Origin of the sequence: uncultured Pseudomonas sp. (assembly GCF_943846705.1) — a bacterium.
Lineage (GTDB): Bacteria > Pseudomonadota > Gammaproteobacteria > Pseudomonadales > Pseudomonadaceae > Aquipseudomonas.
Genome location: NZ_OX044366.1, coordinates 1558584 through 1577036, shown reverse-complemented (window position 1 = coordinate 1577036; position 18453 = coordinate 1558584). Strand labels below are relative to the sequence as shown.

Genomic DNA, 18453 nt, shown 5'->3' with positions numbered 1-18453 from the left:
CACCCACCCTACAGCCAAAAGCGCAACGCAGCCCTGCTCACTGCCCTATCACCTGTTCTAGCGGTACATGCAGTTTGGCGTACAACGCCTCCACCGCTTCACGGGCCTGCGGGGCGGTGTAGCCGCCTTCCAGTGCCAGCACTTGGTAGATGCCACGGCGCAGCATTTCCTCGCTGAGGTCGCTGGGATTACCGCGTGTGGTGCAGAGAAAGCGCACCCAGGAGGTCATGATGATCCAGCTGTTGAGGGTTAGTGCCTCGATCTGCGACGCATCCATCAGCAAGATGCCGGCCTCGACGAACCCCTGATAAATGCCCTGCGCCTGCACCAGGCAGCGTTGCGAAAACAACCGGTAACGCCCAGCCAGTTCCGTATCGCTTTCCAGCAAATGCTCAAGGTCGCGGTGCAAGAAACGGTAATGCCACATGGCTGCCAGCAGCGCCTCCAGATAGAAGGTCTTGTCCTGCACGGTCAGCGCACGGCCTTCAGGACGGCGCAGGAAGGTCTCCACCTGGCTTTCGTAGAGGGCAAACAGCTCGGCGATAATCGCCTGCTTATTGCGGAAGTGGTAATACAGATTGCCCGGTGAAATCCCCAGGTGTGCGGCGATGTGATTGGTGCTGACGCTGCGCTCACCTTGGGCGTTGAACAGCGCCAGGCTCTCTTGAATGATGCGTTCGCGGGTTTTCAGTGGGGCCGACATAGAGGGATCGTTCTCGATTCAAAAGCCCGGCAAAGGTACACGCTCAGGCGCACAAAGGGCTAGCCAGCGCCCAGCCAGAGCAGTCGCTCACGCTTCGCCGACATACATCCGCCAACTGGGCGCACTTGCCATTTGACAGATTAGAGCAATTGCTCTAAAAATCCAGCATACCTTTACGCAGCCTCCGTGAATCACGGGTTAGTGCTGCACGCTGGATTACCGAGGAGCACAGCATGGTCGCCGACGGCGCTTACCTAGAACAAAGCCTACAGAGCAGCCAGCAGCAGTTTGATCAGCTGACAAGCAGCTTTGCCCGTCAGCGCCAGGCATTCAAGGCCAACCCCATGCCGTCGGCCGAACAGCGCATTCAATGGCTCAACAGCCTACGTGACCTGCTTAGTAATGAGCGGGAGGCGTTGATCAGCGCCATCAGCCAGGACTTCAGCAACCGCAGCGCTGACGAAACCCTGCTTGCCGAGCTGATGCCCAGCCTGCACGGCATCCACTACGCCACTAAACGCATCAAGAAATGGATGAAACCTTCGCGACGCAGCGTGAGCATGCAGTTCATGCCCGCCGCCGCCAAGGTGATCTACCAGCCACTCGGCGTGGTAGGGGTGATCGTGCCGTGGAACTACCCGCTGTTTCTCGCCATCGGCCCGCTGGTGGGGGCGTTGTCGGCCGGCAACCGGGTGATGATCAAGATGAGCGAGTCGACCCCAGCCACATCGCTATTGGTTAAGGACTTGCTGGCTAAAGTATTCCCCGAAGACCTGGTGACAGTGGTGCTGGGCGAAGCTGAAGTGGGCATGGCCTTCTCCAAGCTGCCGTTCGATCACCTGCTGTTCACCGGTGCCACCAGCATTGGCAAGCACGTAATGCGCGCCGCCGCCGACAACCTCACGCCAGTCACCTTGGAGCTGGGCGGCAAGTCGCCGGCCATTGTCTCCAAAGATGTGCCATTGACCGATGCGGCCGAGCGTATTGCCTTCGGCAAAACCATGAACGCCGGGCAAACCTGCGTGGCCCCGGACTACGTGCTGGTACCGCAAGACCGCATAGAGGGCTTCGTCGAGGCTTATCGTCAGGCCGTGCAGGGCTTCTACCCGACGCTTGCGGACAACCCGGACTACACCGCAATCATCAACGAGCGCCAACAGCAGCGTCTCAACAGCTACCTGCAGGACGCCGAGGACAAGGGCGCCACTGTCATCGCGCTGTACCCAGAAGCCCAGGGCCGGCGCATGCCTTATGCCGTGCTGCTGAATGTGACGGATGAGATGAAGGTGATGCAGGACGAGATCTTTGGCCCCCTGCTGCCGATCATCCCGTACGACACGCTGGAAGCTGCCTTCAGCTTTATCAACGGGCGCGACCGCCCGCTGGCGTTGTATTACTTCGGTTACGACAAGCGCGAGCAGCAGCGCGTGCTGCACGAGACTCACTCCGGCGGTGTATGCATCAACGACACCTTGCTGCACGTGGCTCAGGACGACATGCCATTCGGCGGTGTCGGCCCCTCCGGCATGGGCCACTACCACGGTCATGAAGGCTTCCTGACCTTCAGCAAAGCTAAGGGCGTGTTTATCAAGCAGCGTTTCAACGCCGCCAAAATGATCTATCCGCCCTACGGCAGAGCGCTGCAGAAGCTGGTGTACAAGCTGTTCGTTCGTTAATCCATCCTGCCCTTCGGGGCAGTGGCCTGACCCGGTGATAACAATAAATGCATACCACCCCTCTTGAAGCACCGAATCTGTCCCGGCGTAGCCTGCTCAAAGTTGGCCTGTTGGGTACCGCCCTGCTCGGTACGGCAGGGCTGACTGCGACCCTCAGCGGCTGCTCGGCCAGCACAGCCAAAGCCGGCTTTGCGGTGATTCGCGAATCCGATCTGGCCTTTTTACAGGCCTTGATCCCGGTCATGCTGGCGGGTGCGGTCACGCCCGCACAGATGCCCCAGGCTGTCAGCGCTACGCTGGAGAACCTCGACTACAGCCTCAACCACCTCTCGCCTGAATTGCTCAAGCTCACCCTGCAGCTGTTTGACGTGCTGGCCCTGCCTATCACCCGCGGCCCGCTGACGGGCGTCTGGGGCAGCTGGCAGAACGCCTCGACTGCCGATGTACAGAGATTCCTCGAGCGCTGGCAAAACAGCTCCATAGCGCTACTGAAAATGGGTCATGCCTCGCTGCTGCAACTGGTGATGATGAGCTGGTACAGCCGCACAGAGTCGTGGGCACACTGCGGCTACCCCGGCCCACCGACTGTCTAGCACCCTGCATAAGTAGGATGGGTAGCGCACAGCGACACCCATCGCACAGCCGCACGGCGGTCCAGCACAACAAGAGAATGCGAAATGCCTGTACCCGATATGTTCAAGCAAGGCCTGGCCAGCGGCTGGAAGACCTACAACGGCTCACAGCTGGACAGTGACCTGACACTTGAAGCCGACGTAGCCATCGTCGGCAGTGGCGCAGGCGGCGGCACCACGGCTGAAATCCTCAGTGCGGCCGGCTTCAAGGTGCTGCTGATCGAGGAAGGCCCGCTAAAGACCAGCGACGACTTCAAGATGCTCGAAGACAAGGCCTATGCAGAGCTGTATCAGGAAGGCATCGGCCGCATGAGCAAAGATGGCGCCATTACCATCATGCAGGGCCGCGCGGTGGGCGGCACCACCCTGATCAACTGGACCTCAAGCTTTCGCACGCCCACGCCGACGCTTGAACACTGGGCCACAGAACACGGCGTTAAAGGCCACAGTGCCGAAGACATGGCGCCCTGGTTCGCACAGATGGAACAGCGCCTGAGCGTCGCACCCTGGGCCGTGCCACCCAATGCCAACAACGAAGTGATCCGCACCGGCTGCGACAAGCTCGGCTATGAATGGCAGGTGATTCCGCGCAACGTGCGCGGCTGCTGGAACCTCGGCTATTGCGGCATGGGCTGCCCGACTAACGCCAAACAGTCGATGCTGGTCACCACCATCCCGGCGACCCTGGAACAAGGCGGTGAGCTGCTCTATCTGGCGCGCGCCGAGCGCCTGTTGCTGGACGGCGACACGGTCACCGGCATCGAATGCCTGGGCATGGACGCGCGCAGCGTGGCACCCAACGGCCGCCGCATAATCGTCAAGGCTAAGCATTACGTATTGTCCGGCGGCGGCATCAACACGCCGGGCATTCTCCTGCGCTCGGGGGCTCCTGACCCGCATAAACGCACCGGCAAGCGCACCTATCTGCACCTGGTTAACTTCTCCGCCGCGCTATTCGAGCAGGTGATTAACCCGTTTTATGGCGCGCCACAATCGATCTACTCCGATCATTTCCAGTGGGATGACGGCGCGGCTGGGCGGCTGTCCTACAAGCTTGAAGTGCCGCCGCTGCAGCCGGCGCTGACCGCCACCCTGCTCGGTCGTTTTGGCATCGACAACGCCATGCGCATGGAGCAACTGCCCAACACCAACGTGATGCTGGCGCTGCTGCGCGACGGTTTTCACCCGGACAGCGCCGAAGGCAAGGTCGAGTTACGCGGCGACGGCAGCCCGGTGCTCGACTACCAGATGACCGATTACACCTGGGACGGCGTGCGCCGCGCCTTCCATACCATGGCTGAAGTACAGTTCGCCGCCGGCGCCAAAGCCGTGCTGCCGCTGCATGCCGACGCCGGTTACGTGAAGACCCTAGGCGAGGCCAAAAGCCTGATCAACAACCTTAGCCTGGAGCTGTATCGCACCCGTCTGGGCAGCGCTCACGTGATGGGCGGCTGCGCCATGGGCGAAGACCCGCAGCACGCGGTGACCGACAGCCTCGGCCGCCATCACCAGCTGAGCAACCTGTCGATCCATGACGGTTCGCTGTTTCCCACCAGTATCGGCGCCAACCCACAGCTGTCGATCTATGGCCTGACCGCCAAACTCGCGACAAAACTCGCCGAGCGCCTCAAGCGCGCCTGATAGCAAGGTATTCACGGGCCGTTCTACGCCCGTGAATAGTGACGATCAGCAGCGTCTGACTTGGCCGCGAAGAAACGCTGCGCTACCATCCGACTCCCCAACGGACCCGCCAGGACGTCACGATGAATCGAGTGTTATACCCAGGCACCTTCGACCCCATCACCAAAGGGCATGGCGACCTGATCGAGCGTGCTTCGCGGCTGTTCGACAGCGTGATTATCGCGGTAGCTGCCAGCCCGAAAAAAAACCCGCTGTTCAGCCTGGAACAGCGCGTCGAATTGTCCCGAGAAGTGACCAAGCACCTGCCCAACGTTGAAGTGGTGGGGTTCTCGACCCTGCTGGCGCATTTCGCCAAAGAACAGGGGGCCAATGTATTTCTGCGTGGCCTGCGCGCGGTGTCCGATTTCGAATACGAGTTCCAGCTGGCCAACATGAATCGCCAGCTGGCTCCAGACGTGGAGAGTCTGTTTCTGACGCCGTGTGAAAAGTACTCGTTTATCTCCTCGACCCTGGTACGCGAGATCGCCGCGCTGAACGGCGACATTTCCAATTTCGTGCACCCGGCCGTAGCCGCCGCGCTGACCGAACGCTTCAAGCGCTGAGCCATTCCTGCCAGGCCGCGTGCAAGCGCGGCCTCGATGCGGCACAATTTACCTCATCGTTTACTGCACACATCTAGGCTGCGCATCAAGGCTGCAGCAGGAGTGGTTCCGTCATGTCCCTGATCATCACCGACGACTGCATCAACTGCGACGTCTGCGAACCCGAATGCCCCAACGCCGCGATCTCTCAAGGCGAAGAAATTTATGAGATCGACCCAAACTTGTGCACCGAATGCGTCGGCCACTACGACGAGCCGCAGTGCCAACAGGTCTGTCCCGTAGACTGCATCCCGCTCGACGAGAACAATGTCGAAAGCAAGGATGACTTGATGCAGAAGTACCTGATCATTACTGGTAAAGCATGAACGCCGGCCGCCTGATCCGCGGCCTGCTCCCCTGGCGCCCCCTGCTCGGTGCGCTGGCCTTACTCTGTGCCCTTGAGCTGCATGCCGCCGCCCTGCCTGAACGCATTGCGATTGCTACGGCGCACCCTGCCGCCACCGTGGCCGGTCAGGAAACCCTGGCGCAGGGCGGCAATGCTTTCGATGCAGCCGTGGCCATCAGCGCCGCCTTGGCGGTAGTCGAACCTTACGGTTCAGGGCTGGGCGGTGGCGGCTTCTTTCTGCTGCGCGAAGCCGGCGAATCGCCCACTTATCGCTTCCTCGATGCACGCGAACGCGCGCCCTTGGCGGCCCATGCCGACTTGTACAAGGTCGATGGCGAAGTAGATAAAAAATTGTCTTTAGACGGCGCGCTGGCTGCCGCCATCCCCGGTTTACCGGCGGCGCTGGTGCAGCTGGCGGAGCGCTTCGGCCGCCTGCCGCTGCGTGACTCGCTGGCACCGGCCATCCGTCTGGCGCGCAGCGGGGTCAGTGTCGACCGGGTTTATCGCGAGCGTGCGGGCTGGCGTATTGAGGCCATGCGCAAGGACGCAGAGACCGCGCGGCTGTTCCTCGACAAAGGCGAAATTCCTGAAGAGTTCGGCCTACTGCGCCAACCCGAACTGGCCCGCACCCTTGAGCAATTGGCCGCAGACGGTCATCAGGGCTTCTACGGCGGAGCGCTGGCCGACAAGCTGGTCAAGGTGGTGCGTGATGCTGGTGGTATCTGGTCGCTCAACGACCTGGCCAACTACCGCATCGTCGAACGCCAGCCGTTGCGTGTCAGCCTTAATCAAGGCCGCGAGCTAATCAGCGCCCCGCCGCCGTCAGCCGGCGGCATCGCATTGGGGCAGAGCTTGCTGATGCTGCAACAACTGCCCTGGCAACAGGCCGACGCCGTGCAGCGCAGCCACTTGGTGGTTGAAACCCTGCGCCGCGCTTACCGCGACCGCGGCTTACTGGGCGACCCTGACTTCGTCAGCAACCCAGCCGCGCAACTGCTTGCCCCCGATTACCTGAAGCAGCTGGCGAGCAGCATCGACCCGCAACACGCCACACCCAGCGACAGCTTGCCGCCAAGCAGAGCCTGGAAAGAAGGCGATCACACGACCCATTTCACAGTGCTCGACGCCAAGGGCAATGCGGTAGCCGCCACGCTGTCGGTCAACCTGCCTTTCGGCGCAGCCTTCACCGTGCCCGGTACGGGTGTATTGCTGAACAACGAGATGGATGACTTTGCCGCCGACATACAAGGCGCCAATGCTTATGGCTTGAGCGGTAGTCAGGCCAACAGCATTGCCGCTGGCAAGCGCCCGCTGTCGAGCATGAGCCCAAGCTTTATCGAGAGCACTGAAGACTTTGCCAGCTTCGGCACGCCAGGCGGCAGCCGGATTCCCAGCATGGTGTTGCTGGCGATGCTCGAGTACCTGGACCAACAACCCATCGAGCGCTGGCCCAGTGTCGGTCGTTATCACCATCAATTCCGCCCAGATATGATCGAGCATGAACCGGAAACATTTAGCGCCACAGAAATTTCGGCGCTAGAAGCACTGGGTCATCAAATGAAATCGACGGGGCGCAGATACGGCAACCAGCAGGTGCTGTATTGGAACAAACAAGATGGGAAGGTCAAATCTGCAAGTGATCCGCGTGGCATTGGCACGGCGGTGAGTACGCCCATTACGCCGCAGTAACTCGGATCATTGAAGTGTCAGACAAGATGCACAATACGGGGCTGCCTAGCCAAGTATCGCGGCAGCCCAGAAGCCGAAGGCTATCAATCCTTACGATAACCGCTGGTGGTGCACCCCAGGCAGCGCACGAAAGCAGCCATGCCCGGCTCAACAACCAGCGACTTACCTGCTTCACCTATATTGCCGCCAGCGGCGGTGAACGGCAGGCTCACCACAAATGCCACAGCACCAATCGCGGTTGCCGTAATCAGCAACGGCCGTGCGATCAACAGATCACCAATCATAGAATAGGCTTTGGGGGCGTTGGCCGTATAAAGAGGGTCGCCGCTAGTGTTCTGCTGCGCTACGTCAGCATGGGCTGGCAACGCCAGTAGGCCAGTGGTCAGCGCCAGAGCAGCAGCAGTTGAGCGGAACAGTTTCATGGGGCGATCCTTCAGGTATTAGGAGGCGGTGAGACTAACTATAACAGCGGATTAATAATTGTCAGCGTGACGCCCGTCAATCCCCATAAAAGGCATATTCAGGTTTTTTCGGAATAAAGGGCCGGTAAAACGCCAGAATCATCTTGATATCAGCCGCTTCATCCCCCGTCGGCATAAAACTCGGCCCGATAAATACGCGGCGGTTTTGGTAATCCAACGCCCCAAGAATGATCGGTACGCCGGCACCCAGGGCGATGTGATAAAAACCCATTTTCCAGCGTTCGACTTTCTTGCGCGTGCCTTCGGGCGAAAGTATCAACATAAATTGCTTATGCTCGCGAAAGGCCCGCACCGCCTGCTCGACCGTATTGCCCTGGCGTTCTCGGCGAATCGGGATACCGCCCCACAGGCGCATCAGCGCGCCAAAAGGCCAGCGAAAAATCGTGTGTTTGCCAAACCAGCGAGCATTCAGACGCAGGACGAACTTCAGCGCAATAAAGATCACGAAGTCCCAGTTGGAGGTGTGGTGCGCGCCGATGACGACAAACTTGTCGAGCTTCGGTAACTCGCCTTCAATGCGCCAGCCCATCAGTTTCAGCGCCACGCGGCCAACCCATTCAGCCAGCGGGTTGCGGGGCAGATAATTACCGGACATCAATACCTCGGCCTTTCTTATTGTTGTGCGCTCAGAGCATTCAGTCATGGACGAGCAGTCAAATCTACACCTGCCGCAAATCCCCTAACGCTGGCAACGCGGGCAATAGACGCTGGCGCGCTGGCCCAGTTTGACCTCGCGCAGGGTGCTGCCGCAGTGCTTGCAGAACTCGCCGCCACGGCCATAAACGAACAGCTCCTGCTGGAAATACCCCGGCTGCCCATCGCCGCCGACAAAGTCGCGCAGCGTGGTGCCGCCGCGCTCGATGGCGTGGACAAGGATGCGTTTAATCTCAGCCGCCAGCTTTAGATAGCGCGCCCGCGACACCGAGCCGGCTTCACGACGCGGATCGATACCGGCGGCAAACAGTGCTTCCGATGCATAGATATTGCCCACCCCGACTACCACGGCGTTATCCATGATGAAGGGTTTGACTGCCATGGCGCGCCCACGGGACAGCTGAAACAACCGCTCACCATCGAACAGATCGGTCAACGGCTCCGGGCCCAGCTTGCTCAGCAGCACATGACTCAAGGGATCATTGCTCCAGAGCAGTGCGCCAAAACGCCGTGGATCGGTGTAGCGCAAGGCCAGGCCGGACTCCAGTTCGATATCCACATGTTCGTGCTTAGCAGCGGGCAGACCGCACTCGACCAGGCGCAGGCTGCCGGACATGCCCAGATGACTGATCAGCGTGCCGCTTTCGGCCTTGATCAGCAGGTACTTGGCGCGGCGCTCAACGCATTCGATACGCTGCCCGGACAGCTGAATATCCAGGTCCTCGGGGATCGGCCAGCGTAAGCGCCGTTCGCGCACGATCACCCTACTGACGCGCTGACCTTCAAGGTAGGGCGCAATGCCGCGGCGGGTGGTTTCTACTTCAGGAAGTTCTGGCATAGCGAATCATCAGCTGAGCAATTCGAGCGGGCGTTTACCTTAGCAGGAATGCCCCGAAAACGACGAGGCGAGCTAACGCGCACCCAAGTCGCGAATACTCTCGCGCAGGTTTTCAAAGTCATATTCGGACAAGCCAACATACTCCAGCACCAGCTGTTCGATGCTCTGCCATTCATGGTCGTCTGGCTGATTACCCAGTACCCGGTGGCTTTCACAGATGTGCTCGGCCATCTTCAGGATTGCCAGCAAGGTTTTCAGCTGCGCATCGCGGCTGGCGTCTTCGCTAAAAATCGCCAAGGCGTTGTGATGGCTGGCAATCGCTTCACACAGGTGCAGCGGCAGGTTCCACGACTTGGCGGTGTAATAGCCCACCACCGCATGATTGGTATTAAGCAGACGGTTTTCGGTATCCACCACCCGGCGTTCATCCGTGGCGCTGGCATAAGCCTCTTCCAGCACCGTCATATAGTTGGGGAAGCGCTTGAGCATCAGCGGAATGCCGCAATTGTGAAACAGGCCGAGGGCGTAGGCCTCATCCGGCGAGTGGTAGCCGATGCGTTTGGCCAGGCTCAGGCAGGTTACGGCCACATCCTGGGCGGTGTCCCAGAAGCGGTTAAGGGTGACGATGGCCTCATCCGTCAGCTCGCCGCGAATCGACTGCGCATTGATCAGATTGATCACCGTGTTGCAGCCCAGCAGATTGACCGCCTGCTGGATCGAAGCGATGCGGTTGGTCAGGCCGAAAAACGGTGAGTTCACCAGTTTCAGCAGCGCACCAGACAACCCTGGGTCCTGTCCGATCAGCTTGGCGATGGCACGCAGATCCGGATCGGGCATCACCTGCTCCATCTGCAAATCCACCATGATCTGCGGCTGCGGCGGCACGCTGATGCCTTGCAGGACTTGCCGGATATAGTCGGCGGTGAGCTCTTGAGACATGACAGGGAAAGCCGAAATGAGAGATGGCGCGCAGTTTAGCGAAACCCCGCCACTTCTACAGACGTGTTTTGTAACCGCCGCGACGTTACTTAACCCGCTATAATTTCGCTCTTTTTTCGGAGTCCTCCAGCATGTCCCTGCCCAGCCTGCGCCTGAAAGCCAACGCCGATCGACGCCTGCGCGCCGGCCATCTGTGGATCTACAGCAACGAAATCGACGTCGCCGCCACGCCGCTGAGCGGCTTTGCCGCCGGCGACCAAGCCATCCTCGAAGCAGCCGGCGGTAAAGCGCTGGGCGTCGTGGCGATGAGCCCGAACAACCTGATCTGCGCTCGCCTGCTGTCACGTGACGTCAAGCATGTGCTGGACAAATCCTTGCTGGTGCACCGCCTCAACGTCGCCCTGTCATTGCGCGAGCGTCTGTTCGACAAGCCCTGCTACCGCCTGGTATTCGGCGACTCCGACCTGCTGCCGGGCCTGGTGGTCGACCGCTTCTTCGACATTTTGGTGGTGCAACTGGCTTCAGCGACCATGGAGCGGCATAAAGACGACGTCCTCGCCGCCCTGATTCAGGTGTGCAAGCCGAGCGGCATCCTGCTCAAGAACGATTCTGCCGCGCGCGATGCCGAAGGCCTGGCGCGTTACGTCGAGACCCCATTCGGCGTGGTGCCGGAGTGGGTCGCCCTGGAAGAGAACGGGGTGAAGTTCGAAGCCCCGGTGATTGAAGGGCAGAAGACCGGCTGGTTCTACGACCACCGCATGAACCGCGCACGCCTGGCCCCCTACGTTAAAGGCAAGCGTGTGCTCGACCTGTTCAGCTACATCGGCGGCTGGGGTGTACAGGCTGCAGCCTTTGGTGCCAGTGACGTGATGTGCGTGGACGCCTCCGGCTTCGCGCTAGACGGCGTAGAGCGCAACGCCGCGCTGAACGGCCTGACCGATAAGGTCGCCTGCGTTGAAGGCGATGTGTTCGAAGCACTGAAACAGCTCAAGGCTTCGGAAGAGCGCTTCGACGTCATCGTTGCCGACCCGCCCGCCTTTATCAAACGCAAGAAAGACCTGAAGAACGGCGAAGGCGCCTACCGCCGCCTCAACGAGCAAGCCATGCGCCTGCTCAACAAGGACGGCATCCTGATCAGCGCCAGCTGCTCCATGCACCTGCCGGAAGATGACCTGCAAAACATCCTGCTGACCAGCGCGCGCCACCTGGATCGCAATATTCAGTTGCTCGAACGCGGCGCCCAAGGCCCGGATCATCCTGTGCATCCGGCGATTGCCGAAACCCGTTACATCAAGAGCCTGACCGTGCGCCTGCTGCCCAACAGCTAAACCCCGCTGCACGCACCAAAATATCAATCACGCTAAGCGTGCGCACCTGCCGAGAGCATCTCGGCAGGTGCTTCCTTCTGCCCCGCACTGTTACCACTCCCCACACCGGCCTGGCGTAAACACGCCGCTGAGCTAGGCTCAAATCCAGTACGGCTGCGACCGCAATGCGCCGCAACAGACTGGCACAGAGCTTGCGTAGCTTGATCATTCAAACAAGCGCTTGTCTCACCATAAAACGAGCCTACGCATTCAAGCATTCAGTCAACGGCCACAAGCCTGCAGCTGTTAAGAGCACATTTGGGGAGGGGTATGGCTGACCTAGCGGGGGACAAACCGTTCCTGCAATTCACCAACGTGAAAAAGACTTACGACCAAAAGAATTTGGTCGTCAAAGACTTCAATCTGGACGTGGCCAAGGGCGAATTCATCACCCTGCTCGGCCCTTCGGGCTCAGGCAAAACCACCTGCCTGATGATGCTCGCCGGGTTCGAAGACGTGACCAGCGGTGAGATCCTGATCAACGGCCGTTCGGTCACCAGCATTGCGCCGTACCAGCGCAATATCGGCATGGTGTTCCAGCAGTACGCACTGTTCCCGCACATGACCCTGCGCGAGAACCTGGCCTACCCACTGAAAATTCGCAAACAGCCCAAGGACGTGATTAACGCCAAGGTCGATGAATACCTGTCGCTGGTCGAATTACTGGACTTCGGTAACCGCTTCCCCGGCCAGCTCTCTGGCGGCCAACGCCAGCGAGTCGCCTTGGCCCGCGCCTTGATCTTCGCCCCGGACATCGTGCTGATGGACGAACCCCTCGGGGCCCTCGACAAGAAGCTGCGCGAGCAGATGCAGTTCGAGATCAAACGCCTGCACGAACAGCTCGGCTTCACCGTGATCTACGTGACTCACGATCAGACCGAAGCGCTGACCATGAGCGACCGGATTGCCGTATTTGAAAGCGGCATCGTCCAGCAATGCGCCGCGCCGCATGTGCTGTATGAACGTCCGGCCAACCTGTTCGTCGCCGGCTTTATTGGCGAGAGCAACAAACTCAAGGGCGTGATCGAAGCCGTCCACCAGGACAGCGTTGAGGTTCGCCTGGAAGCCGGCGGCGTGGTCAGCGCCCTAAAGGCCAACTGCACGGAAGTCGGCCTACCCACCACCGTATCGATTCGCCCGGAAAAACTCAGCTTTACCGAGCGCCTCGGCAGCAACGGCAATCAGGTCATGGCCCGATTCGTCACCCGCCACTACGTTGGCGAATACATTCGCTATCACTTCATGACAGCTGACGGCACCGAGCTGGTGGTGAAGAACATGAATGACAGCAGTGCCCCGCAACTCAGTGCCAAGGAAGAAGTCGCCCTGGCCTGGCTGCCGCAAGACAGTCAGGCCCTGGATCGCCCCGTCGTCACGACACCCTGAACGATAAGAAGCAATGGAGCTTAGCAATGGCTAGAATACTGACCACCCGCTTTTCCACCTTCGCCCTCGCAGCAGCACTGGGGACGGCGAGTTTCGCCGCCAGCGCCGAGGAAACCCTGACAGTTGTCTCCTGGGGCGGTGCCTATGGCGCAGCCCAGCAAAAACACGTGATTGACCCGTACCAGAAGGACACCGGCAACAAGGTGCTGTTCGAGGACTACACCGGCGGCGTGGCCGAGATCAAAGCCCAGGTCGAGTCTGGCAATATTCAGTGGGACGTAGTCGACTTCGAGGTGATTGACCTTGAGCGCGCCTGTTCCGAAGGGCTGCTGGAAACCATCCCGCACGACATCCTGCCGGCCGGCATCGATGGCGTCCCCGCCGACCAGGACTTTATCCCCGAAGCCCTGGCCAGTGAGTGCGCAGTCGGCAACATCGTCTGGTCCGTGGTCTTCGCGTACAACGAGAAGACCATCGGCGGTACCAAGGCGGCGAGCATCACCGATTTCTTCGACACCAGCAAAATCCCCGGTAAGCGCGCCCTGCGCAAACGCCCACAGGTCAACATGGAATGGGCCTTGCTGGCTGATGGCGTAGCCCCGGGCGACGTCTACGAAATGCTCTCCACCCCAGAAGGCCAGGCCCGCGCCTTTGCCAAGCTGGATACCATCAAGCAGGACATCGTCTGGTTCGACTCGTGGTCGCAGGCTCCGCAGCTGCTCAACGATGGCGGCGCCGTGCTGGTGCAATCCGCTAACGGCCGCTTCTATGACGCCATTCGCCAAGAGAAGAAGCCGTTCGTTATCGTCTGGGACGGCCACGTCTATGACCTCGACGCCTGGGCCATTGTCAAAGGCTCGAAGAAGAAGGACCTGGCGCTGAAGTTCATTGCCTATGCCACCGGCTCCAAGCCACTAGCGGGCATGCCGGATGTGGCCTATGGCCCGACCCGCAAGTCGTCCATGCCGCTGGCTGATCAGAGCGCTGCTCCGCACCTGCCTACCGCGCACTTGGACAAAGGTATGCAGGCCGGCTCGGACTTCTGGGCTGACTACGGTGAGTCCCTTGGTGAGAAGTTCAACGAGTGGCTGCTGAAGTAATACCTCGGACACCCCGCGCGGATTGGCGCGGGGTGTCGCTTTCAGGTTAAGGAGTTAACGCTTGTCCACTCTCACCCGCACCGAAGCCAGCCAAGCCTCCAGCGCCCTCAATAAGAAGCGCCTCACCGCCTTTCTATTTGTCGTGCCGTTGCTGATCTTTATCCTGCTGAGCTTTGTTGCACCGATTGCCAGCATGCTCTGGCGCAGTGTCCACCACCCCACGGTGGCCACCCTGATTCCGCTGACCCTGAGCGAGCTGCAACGCTGGGACGGCAAAACGGTTCCTGACCAACAAACCCTGAACGTATTTGCCCAAGAGCTGCACAGCCTGGCCAAAGTGCGTGAATCCGGCAAATTAGCCGAAGAAATCAACCGTGCCTCAGCTGGCATGTCCAGCGTGGTCAAATCCACCGCTCGTAAAGTCTCACGCTTGGATAGCCAGCAACTGGCACAGCAAGGTGGCGACATCCTGCTCAAATCGCATCGAAAATGGAGCAGGCCGGATATCTGGTTCGCCATCCAGCGCGCAGGCAAACCCTACACCTATGACTACTACCTGACGGCCCTCGACCTCGAACTCGATCAAGAGCACGGCATCCAGGTGCGCGAGGACACACAGATTTACCTGCAGCTGTACAGCAAGACCCTGAGCATGGCGCTGGTGATCACCATGTTCTGCGCCCTGCTCGGCTATCCGCTGGCCTATTACCTGGCGCGCCTACCGGAAAACCGCGCCAACCTGCTGCTGGTGCTGGTGCTGTTGCCGTTCTGGACCTCGCTGCTGGTACGCACCACCGCCTGGATAGCGCTGCTACAAACCAATGGGGTGATTAACACCTTCCTGCTCGGCATCGGCGTGATCAACCAACCCTTCGAGATGCTCTACACCTCGTTCGCCACGGTGGTGGCGATGACCCATATCCTCTTGCCGTTTATGATTCTGCCGCTGTACAGCGTGATGCGCGGCATCGACCCCAGCTACCTGCGCGCAGCACTGTCGCTGGGTGCGCGACCGATTCCGGCCTTCGCCCGCATCTACTTCCCGATGACCCTGCCGGGCCTGAGCGCGGGGGCTTTGCTGGTGTTCATCATCTCGGTGGGCTACTACATCACCCCGGCACTGGTCGGCGGCACCGATGGGCAGATGATCAGCAACATCATCGCCTTCCACATGCAGCGCTCGAACAACTGGGAACTGGCGGCCGCGCTGGGCTCCTTGCTACTCGCGCTGATCCTGCTGCTGTACTGGCTGTACGACCGCTTTGTCGGCGCCAGCAATATCAAACTGGGATGAGCTGATATGTCCAAGATTCCCGCCTACTACGGCTTTTGGTATCACTTGGGTAGCTGGTTGTTGAAGACCAGTTCCTGGCTGGTGCTGCTGTTTTTGATCATGCCGATCCTGGTGATCATTCCACTGTCGTTCAACGTCGAACCGTTCTTCAGCTTTACCGAAGGCATGCTCACCCTGCAGCCCGAGGCTTACTCGCTGCGCTGGTACAGCGCGATTTTCAGCGATGACAAATGGCTGCTGGCAATCAAGAACAGCTTTCTCATCGGTTTCTTCGCCACCCTGCTGGCCACCGTGCTGGGCACCTGCGCGGCGGTAGGCTTGGCCCGTGACGACATGCCAATGCGCCGACTGATTACCGCGCTGCTGCTGTCGCCGATGATCGTGCCGTTGATCATCACCGCCGCCGGCATGTTCTTCTTCTATTCCGACCTCGGCCTGGCCGGTAACTACCTCGGCGTCATCATTGCCCACGCCGCCCTTGGCACGCCGTTTGTGATCATCACCGTCACCGCCACCCTCACCGGTTTTGACTACAGCCTGGCGCGCGCCGCGATCAATCTCGGGGCCACGCCGCTGCGGGTGTTCTTCGACATCATCATGCCGCTGATTCGTCCAGGGGTGATTAGCGGTGCGCTGTTCGCCTTTATCACCTCGTTCGACGAGGTGGTGGTGATCCTGTTTATGGCCGGGCCACAGCAACGCACCATCCCCCGGCAAATGTTCTCGGGCCTGCGCGAGCAGATCAACCCGAGCATTCTGGCCATCGCCACCCTGCTGATTCTGATGTCGATTGTGCTGCTGATCACCATCGAGCTGCTGCGCCGACGCGCCACCCGCATGCGCGGTATCGAGCAGATTGAATAAGCGCCCTGCACGTTGAATACACAGCCCGCGCTTTCGCCTCAGGCCGCCTGGGATTAGAATCGGCGTTCTCCTGCCACATCCTAGGCGGACTTGTAGCCCGGCCACGCCAGCGCCCACACCGCGCCAAGCAGCGCCCCAGCCCTGCAAATGCTCACTTGCGTTTGCCTTGGGCCTGAACCCGGCTCAACATACGCACCAACAGCCCGTTGCCAGCACAGCGCCAGTGTCTGTGAACGCGTGACCTGATTAGCCTTTGCAGGATTTATCGCCATGCCTGATTACCGCTCAAAGACCTCTACCCACGGCCGCAACATGGCCGGCGCTCGTGCCTTGTGGCGCGCCACCGGGATGAAGGACGAAGACTTCAAGAAGCCGATCATCGCCGTCGCCAACTCCTTTACCCAGTTCGTGCCCGGCCACGTGCACCTGAAAGACATGGGCCAACTGGTTGCCCGCGAAATCGAGCGTGCCGGTGGCGTCGCCAAAGAATTCAACACCATCGCGGTCGATGACGGCATCGCCATGGGCCACGACGGCATGCTCTATTCGCTGCCGAGCCGCGAGATCATCGCCGACTCCGTCGAATACATGGTTAACGCCCACTGCGCCGACGCCATCGTCTGCATCAGTAACTGCGACAAGATTACCCCCGGTATGCTGATGGCCGCTTTGCGCCTGAACATCCCGGTAATTTTCGTCTCCGGCGGGCCGATGGAAGCCGGCAAAACCAAGCTGGCCAGCCACGGCCTGGACCTGGTTGACGCCATGGTGATTGCCGCTGACGAAAGCGCCAGCGATGAGAAGGTCGCCGAATACGAGCGCAGCGCCTGCCCGACCTGCGGCAGCTGCTCCGGCATGTTTACCGCCAACTCGATGAACTGCCTGATGGAGGCCCTGGGGCTGGCCCTGCCGGGCAATGGTTCGACCCTGGCCACTCACAGCGACCGCGAGCAGCTGTTCCTGCAGGCCGGGCGCACCGTGGTCGAGCTGTGCAAGCGCTACTACCAGGGTAACGATGAGTCGGTATTGCCGCGCAATATCGCCAACTTCAAGGCGTTCGAAAACGCCATGAGTCTGGACATCGCCATGGGCGGTTCGACCAACACCATCCTGCACCTGCTGGCGGCGGCCCAGGAAGCCGAGATCGACTTCGACCTGCGCGACATCGACCGCCTGTCGCGCATCGTGCCGCAACTGTGCAAAGTCGCGCCGAACATCCAGAAGTACCACATGGAAGATGTACACCGCGCCGGCGGCATCTTCAGCATCCTCGGTTCGCTGGCCCGTGGCGGCCTGCTGCACACCGACCTGCCGACCGTGCACAGCACATCCATGGCCGAAGCCATCGCCAAGTGGGACATCACCCAGACCGCAGATGAAGCCGTGCACACCTTCTTCCGCGCCGGCCCCGCCGGCATCCCCACGCAGACGGCGTTCAGCCAGAGCACGCGCTGGGATACGGTCGACGACGACCGCGAGAACGGCTGCATCCGCAGCGTCGAGCATGCGTACTCGCAAGAAGGCGGCCTGGCCGTGCTCTACGGCAACATCGCTCTCGACGGCTGCGTGGTGAAAACCGCAGGCGTGGATGAGTCGATCCACATCTTCGAAGGCAGTGCAAAAATCTTCGAGAGCCAGGACAGTGCCGTACGCGGCATCCTCGCCGACGAAGTACAGGCCGGCGACATCGTGATCATCCGCTACGAAGGCCCGAAAGGCGGCCCGGGCATGCAGGAAATGCTCTACCCAACCTCGTACCTGAAATCCAAGGGGCTGGGTAAGGAATGCGCCCTGCTCACCGATGGTCGCTTCTCGGGCGGTACTTCGGGGCTGTCGATCGGCCACGCGTCGCCGGAAGCCGCCGCTGGCGGGGCCATCGGCCTGGTGCGCGAGGGTGACAAGATCCTGATCAACATCCACGAGCGCACCATCAATCTGCTGGTCAGCGACGAAGAGATTTCCCATCGCCGTCACGAGCAGGACAAGAAAGGCTGGAAGCCGGTGGAGCAGCGCCCACGCAAAGTCACCACGGCACTGAAGGCCTACGCCCTGCTCGCCACCAGCGCCGACAAAGGCGCGGTCCGTGACAAGGCGCTGCTGGAAAAACTGGTGCCCTAGCCCTAGGCCACAGCCCAACGAAAACCCGGCCCTGCGCCGGGTTTTTTATGCCGGGGCCAGTGCTCCGCCGCTAGGCCGAAGGC

17 protein-coding genes are annotated in these 18453 nt (G+C 60.4%); 12 read left to right on the top strand and 5 right to left on the bottom strand.

Annotated elements, in window-relative coordinates:
• Window positions 1-37: 37 nt before the first annotated feature.
• Window positions 38-703, bottom strand: coding sequence for a TetR/AcrR family transcriptional regulator (locus Q0V31_RS07470; protein WP_298186341.1), 666 nt, complete (start codon window positions 701-703; stop codon window positions 38-40).
• A 233-nt stretch (window positions 704-936) separates the two neighbouring features.
• Between Q0V31_RS07470 and Q0V31_RS07465 the strand changes: the two genes are divergently transcribed.
• From Q0V31_RS07465 to ggt, 6 genes are all read left to right on the top strand, one after another.
• A complete protein-coding gene (locus Q0V31_RS07465) occupies window positions 937-2379 on the top strand; it encodes a coniferyl aldehyde dehydrogenase (RefSeq protein ID WP_298186339.1) in 1443 nt (480 codons plus the stop codon).
• Window positions 2380-2426: 47 nt separating this feature from the next.
• On the top strand, window positions 2427-2972 hold the full coding sequence (locus tag Q0V31_RS07460) for a twin-arginine translocation pathway signal protein (protein ID WP_298186336.1): 546 nt from the start codon (window positions 2427-2429) through the stop codon (window positions 2970-2972).
• An 84-nt stretch (window positions 2973-3056) separates the two neighbouring features.
• Window positions 3057-4652: a GMC family oxidoreductase gene (locus tag Q0V31_RS07455; RefSeq protein ID WP_298186334.1), complete on the top strand. Its 1596-nt coding sequence runs from the start codon at window positions 3057-3059 to the stop codon at window positions 4650-4652.
• 122 nt (window positions 4653-4774) lie between these two features.
• Window positions 4775-5254, top strand: coding sequence for a pantetheine-phosphate adenylyltransferase (coaD, locus tag Q0V31_RS07450; RefSeq protein WP_298186331.1), 480 nt, complete (start codon window positions 4775-4777; stop codon window positions 5252-5254).
• 113 nt (window positions 5255-5367) lie between these two features.
• Window positions 5368-5619: a YfhL family 4Fe-4S dicluster ferredoxin gene (locus Q0V31_RS07445; protein ID WP_136663464.1), complete on the top strand. Its 252-nt coding sequence runs from the start codon at window positions 5368-5370 to the stop codon at window positions 5617-5619.
• On the top strand, window positions 5616-7328 hold the full coding sequence (ggt, locus tag Q0V31_RS07440; protein ID WP_298186324.1) for a gamma-glutamyltransferase: 1713 nt from the start codon (window positions 5616-5618) through the stop codon (window positions 7326-7328). Before Q0V31_RS07445 ends, ggt begins: the two co-directional genes overlap by 4 nt.
• A gap of 83 nt (window positions 7329-7411) precedes the next feature.
• Here ggt and Q0V31_RS07435 read toward each other — a convergent pair whose 3' ends face one another.
• From Q0V31_RS07435 to Q0V31_RS07420, 4 genes are all read right to left on the bottom strand, one after another.
• The gene (locus tag Q0V31_RS07435; RefSeq protein ID WP_298186322.1) at window positions 7412-7750 is read right to left on the bottom strand and encodes a multidrug transporter; all 339 of its coding nucleotides are present in this window, start codon (window positions 7748-7750) and stop codon (window positions 7412-7414) included.
• Window positions 7751-7826: 76 nt separating this feature from the next.
• On the bottom strand, window positions 7827-8405 hold the full coding sequence (locus Q0V31_RS07430) for a lysophospholipid acyltransferase family protein (RefSeq protein ID WP_298186320.1): 579 nt from the start codon (window positions 8403-8405) through the stop codon (window positions 7827-7829).
• 84 nt (window positions 8406-8489) lie between these two features.
• Window positions 8490-9302 carry a bifunctional DNA-formamidopyrimidine glycosylase/DNA-(apurinic or apyrimidinic site) lyase gene (gene mutM, locus Q0V31_RS07425; protein ID WP_298186318.1) on the bottom strand — a complete coding sequence of 271 codons (813 nt, stop codon included), beginning with the start codon at window positions 9300-9302 and terminating at the stop codon, window positions 8490-8492.
• Window positions 9303-9374: 72 nt separating this feature from the next.
• Window positions 9375-10187 carry an HDOD domain-containing protein gene (locus Q0V31_RS07420; protein ID WP_298190945.1) on the bottom strand — a complete coding sequence of 271 codons (813 nt, stop codon included), beginning with the start codon at window positions 10185-10187 and terminating at the stop codon, window positions 9375-9377.
• A 185-nt stretch (window positions 10188-10372) separates the two neighbouring features.
• Here Q0V31_RS07420 and Q0V31_RS07415 point away from each other — a divergent pair, with 185 nt between their 5' ends.
• From Q0V31_RS07415 to ilvD, 6 genes are all read left to right on the top strand, one after another.
• The gene (locus tag Q0V31_RS07415; RefSeq protein WP_298186315.1) at window positions 10373-11569 is read left to right on the top strand and encodes a class I SAM-dependent rRNA methyltransferase; all 1197 of its coding nucleotides are present in this window, start codon (window positions 10373-10375) and stop codon (window positions 11567-11569) included.
• 309 nt (window positions 11570-11878) lie between these two features.
• Complete coding sequence (locus Q0V31_RS07410) at window positions 11879-12994, top strand: ABC transporter ATP-binding protein (protein WP_298186312.1); 1116 nt, start codon at window positions 11879-11881, stop codon at window positions 12992-12994.
• A 26-nt stretch (window positions 12995-13020) separates the two neighbouring features.
• On the top strand, window positions 13021-14094 hold the full coding sequence (locus tag Q0V31_RS07405) for an ABC transporter substrate-binding protein (RefSeq protein ID WP_298186309.1): 1074 nt from the start codon (window positions 13021-13023) through the stop codon (window positions 14092-14094).
• A gap of 61 nt (window positions 14095-14155) precedes the next feature.
• The gene (locus Q0V31_RS07400; RefSeq protein WP_298186305.1) at window positions 14156-15388 is read left to right on the top strand and encodes an ABC transporter permease; all 1233 of its coding nucleotides are present in this window, start codon (window positions 14156-14158) and stop codon (window positions 15386-15388) included.
• Between the two features lie 6 nt (window positions 15389-15394).
• On the top strand, window positions 15395-16252 hold the full coding sequence (locus tag Q0V31_RS07395) for an ABC transporter permease (protein WP_298186303.1): 858 nt from the start codon (window positions 15395-15397) through the stop codon (window positions 16250-16252).
• Between the two features lie 270 nt (window positions 16253-16522).
• Window positions 16523-18370 carry a dihydroxy-acid dehydratase gene (gene ilvD, locus Q0V31_RS07390; RefSeq protein ID WP_298186301.1) on the top strand — a complete coding sequence of 616 codons (1848 nt, stop codon included), beginning with the start codon at window positions 16523-16525 and terminating at the stop codon, window positions 18368-18370.
• Window positions 18371-18453 lie beyond the last annotated feature (83 nt).

Bases quoted from the DNA above. Each gene is read 5' to 3' on its own strand.
- Q0V31_RS07470 (WP_298186341.1), bottom strand. From the start codon at position 703: ATGTCGGCCCCACTGAAAACCCGCGAACGCATCATTCAAGAGAGCCTG.
- Q0V31_RS07465 (WP_298186339.1), top strand. From the start codon at position 937: ATGGTCGCCGACGGCGCTTACCTAGAACAAAGCCTACAGAGCAGCCAG.
- Q0V31_RS07460 (WP_298186336.1), top strand. From the start codon at position 2,427: ATGCATACCACCCCTCTTGAAGCACCGAATCTGTCCCGGCGTAGCCTG.
- Q0V31_RS07455 (WP_298186334.1), top strand. From the start codon at position 3,057: ATGCCTGTACCCGATATGTTCAAGCAAGGCCTGGCCAGCGGCTGGAAG.
- coaD (WP_298186331.1), top strand. From the start codon at position 4,775: ATGAATCGAGTGTTATACCCAGGCACCTTCGACCCCATCACCAAAGGG.
- Q0V31_RS07445 (WP_136663464.1), top strand. From the start codon at position 5,368: ATGTCCCTGATCATCACCGACGACTGCATCAACTGCGACGTCTGCGAA.
- ggt (WP_298186324.1), top strand. From the start codon at position 5,616: ATGAACGCCGGCCGCCTGATCCGCGGCCTGCTCCCCTGGCGCCCCCTG.
- Q0V31_RS07435 (WP_298186322.1), bottom strand. From the start codon at position 7,750: ATGAAACTGTTCCGCTCAACTGCTGCTGCTCTGGCGCTGACCACTGGC.
- Q0V31_RS07430 (WP_298186320.1), bottom strand. From the start codon at position 8,405: ATGTCCGGTAATTATCTGCCCCGCAACCCGCTGGCTGAATGGGTTGGC.
- mutM (WP_298186318.1), bottom strand. From the start codon at position 9,302: ATGCCAGAACTTCCTGAAGTAGAAACCACCCGCCGCGGCATTGCGCCC.
- Q0V31_RS07415 (WP_298186315.1), top strand. From the start codon at position 10,373: ATGTCCCTGCCCAGCCTGCGCCTGAAAGCCAACGCCGATCGACGCCTG.
- Q0V31_RS07410 (WP_298186312.1), top strand. From the start codon at position 11,879: ATGGCTGACCTAGCGGGGGACAAACCGTTCCTGCAATTCACCAACGTG.
- Q0V31_RS07405 (WP_298186309.1), top strand. From the start codon at position 13,021: ATGGCTAGAATACTGACCACCCGCTTTTCCACCTTCGCCCTCGCAGCA.
- Q0V31_RS07395 (WP_298186303.1), top strand. From the start codon at position 15,395: ATGTCCAAGATTCCCGCCTACTACGGCTTTTGGTATCACTTGGGTAGC.
- ilvD (WP_298186301.1), top strand. From the start codon at position 16,523: ATGCCTGATTACCGCTCAAAGACCTCTACCCACGGCCGCAACATGGCC.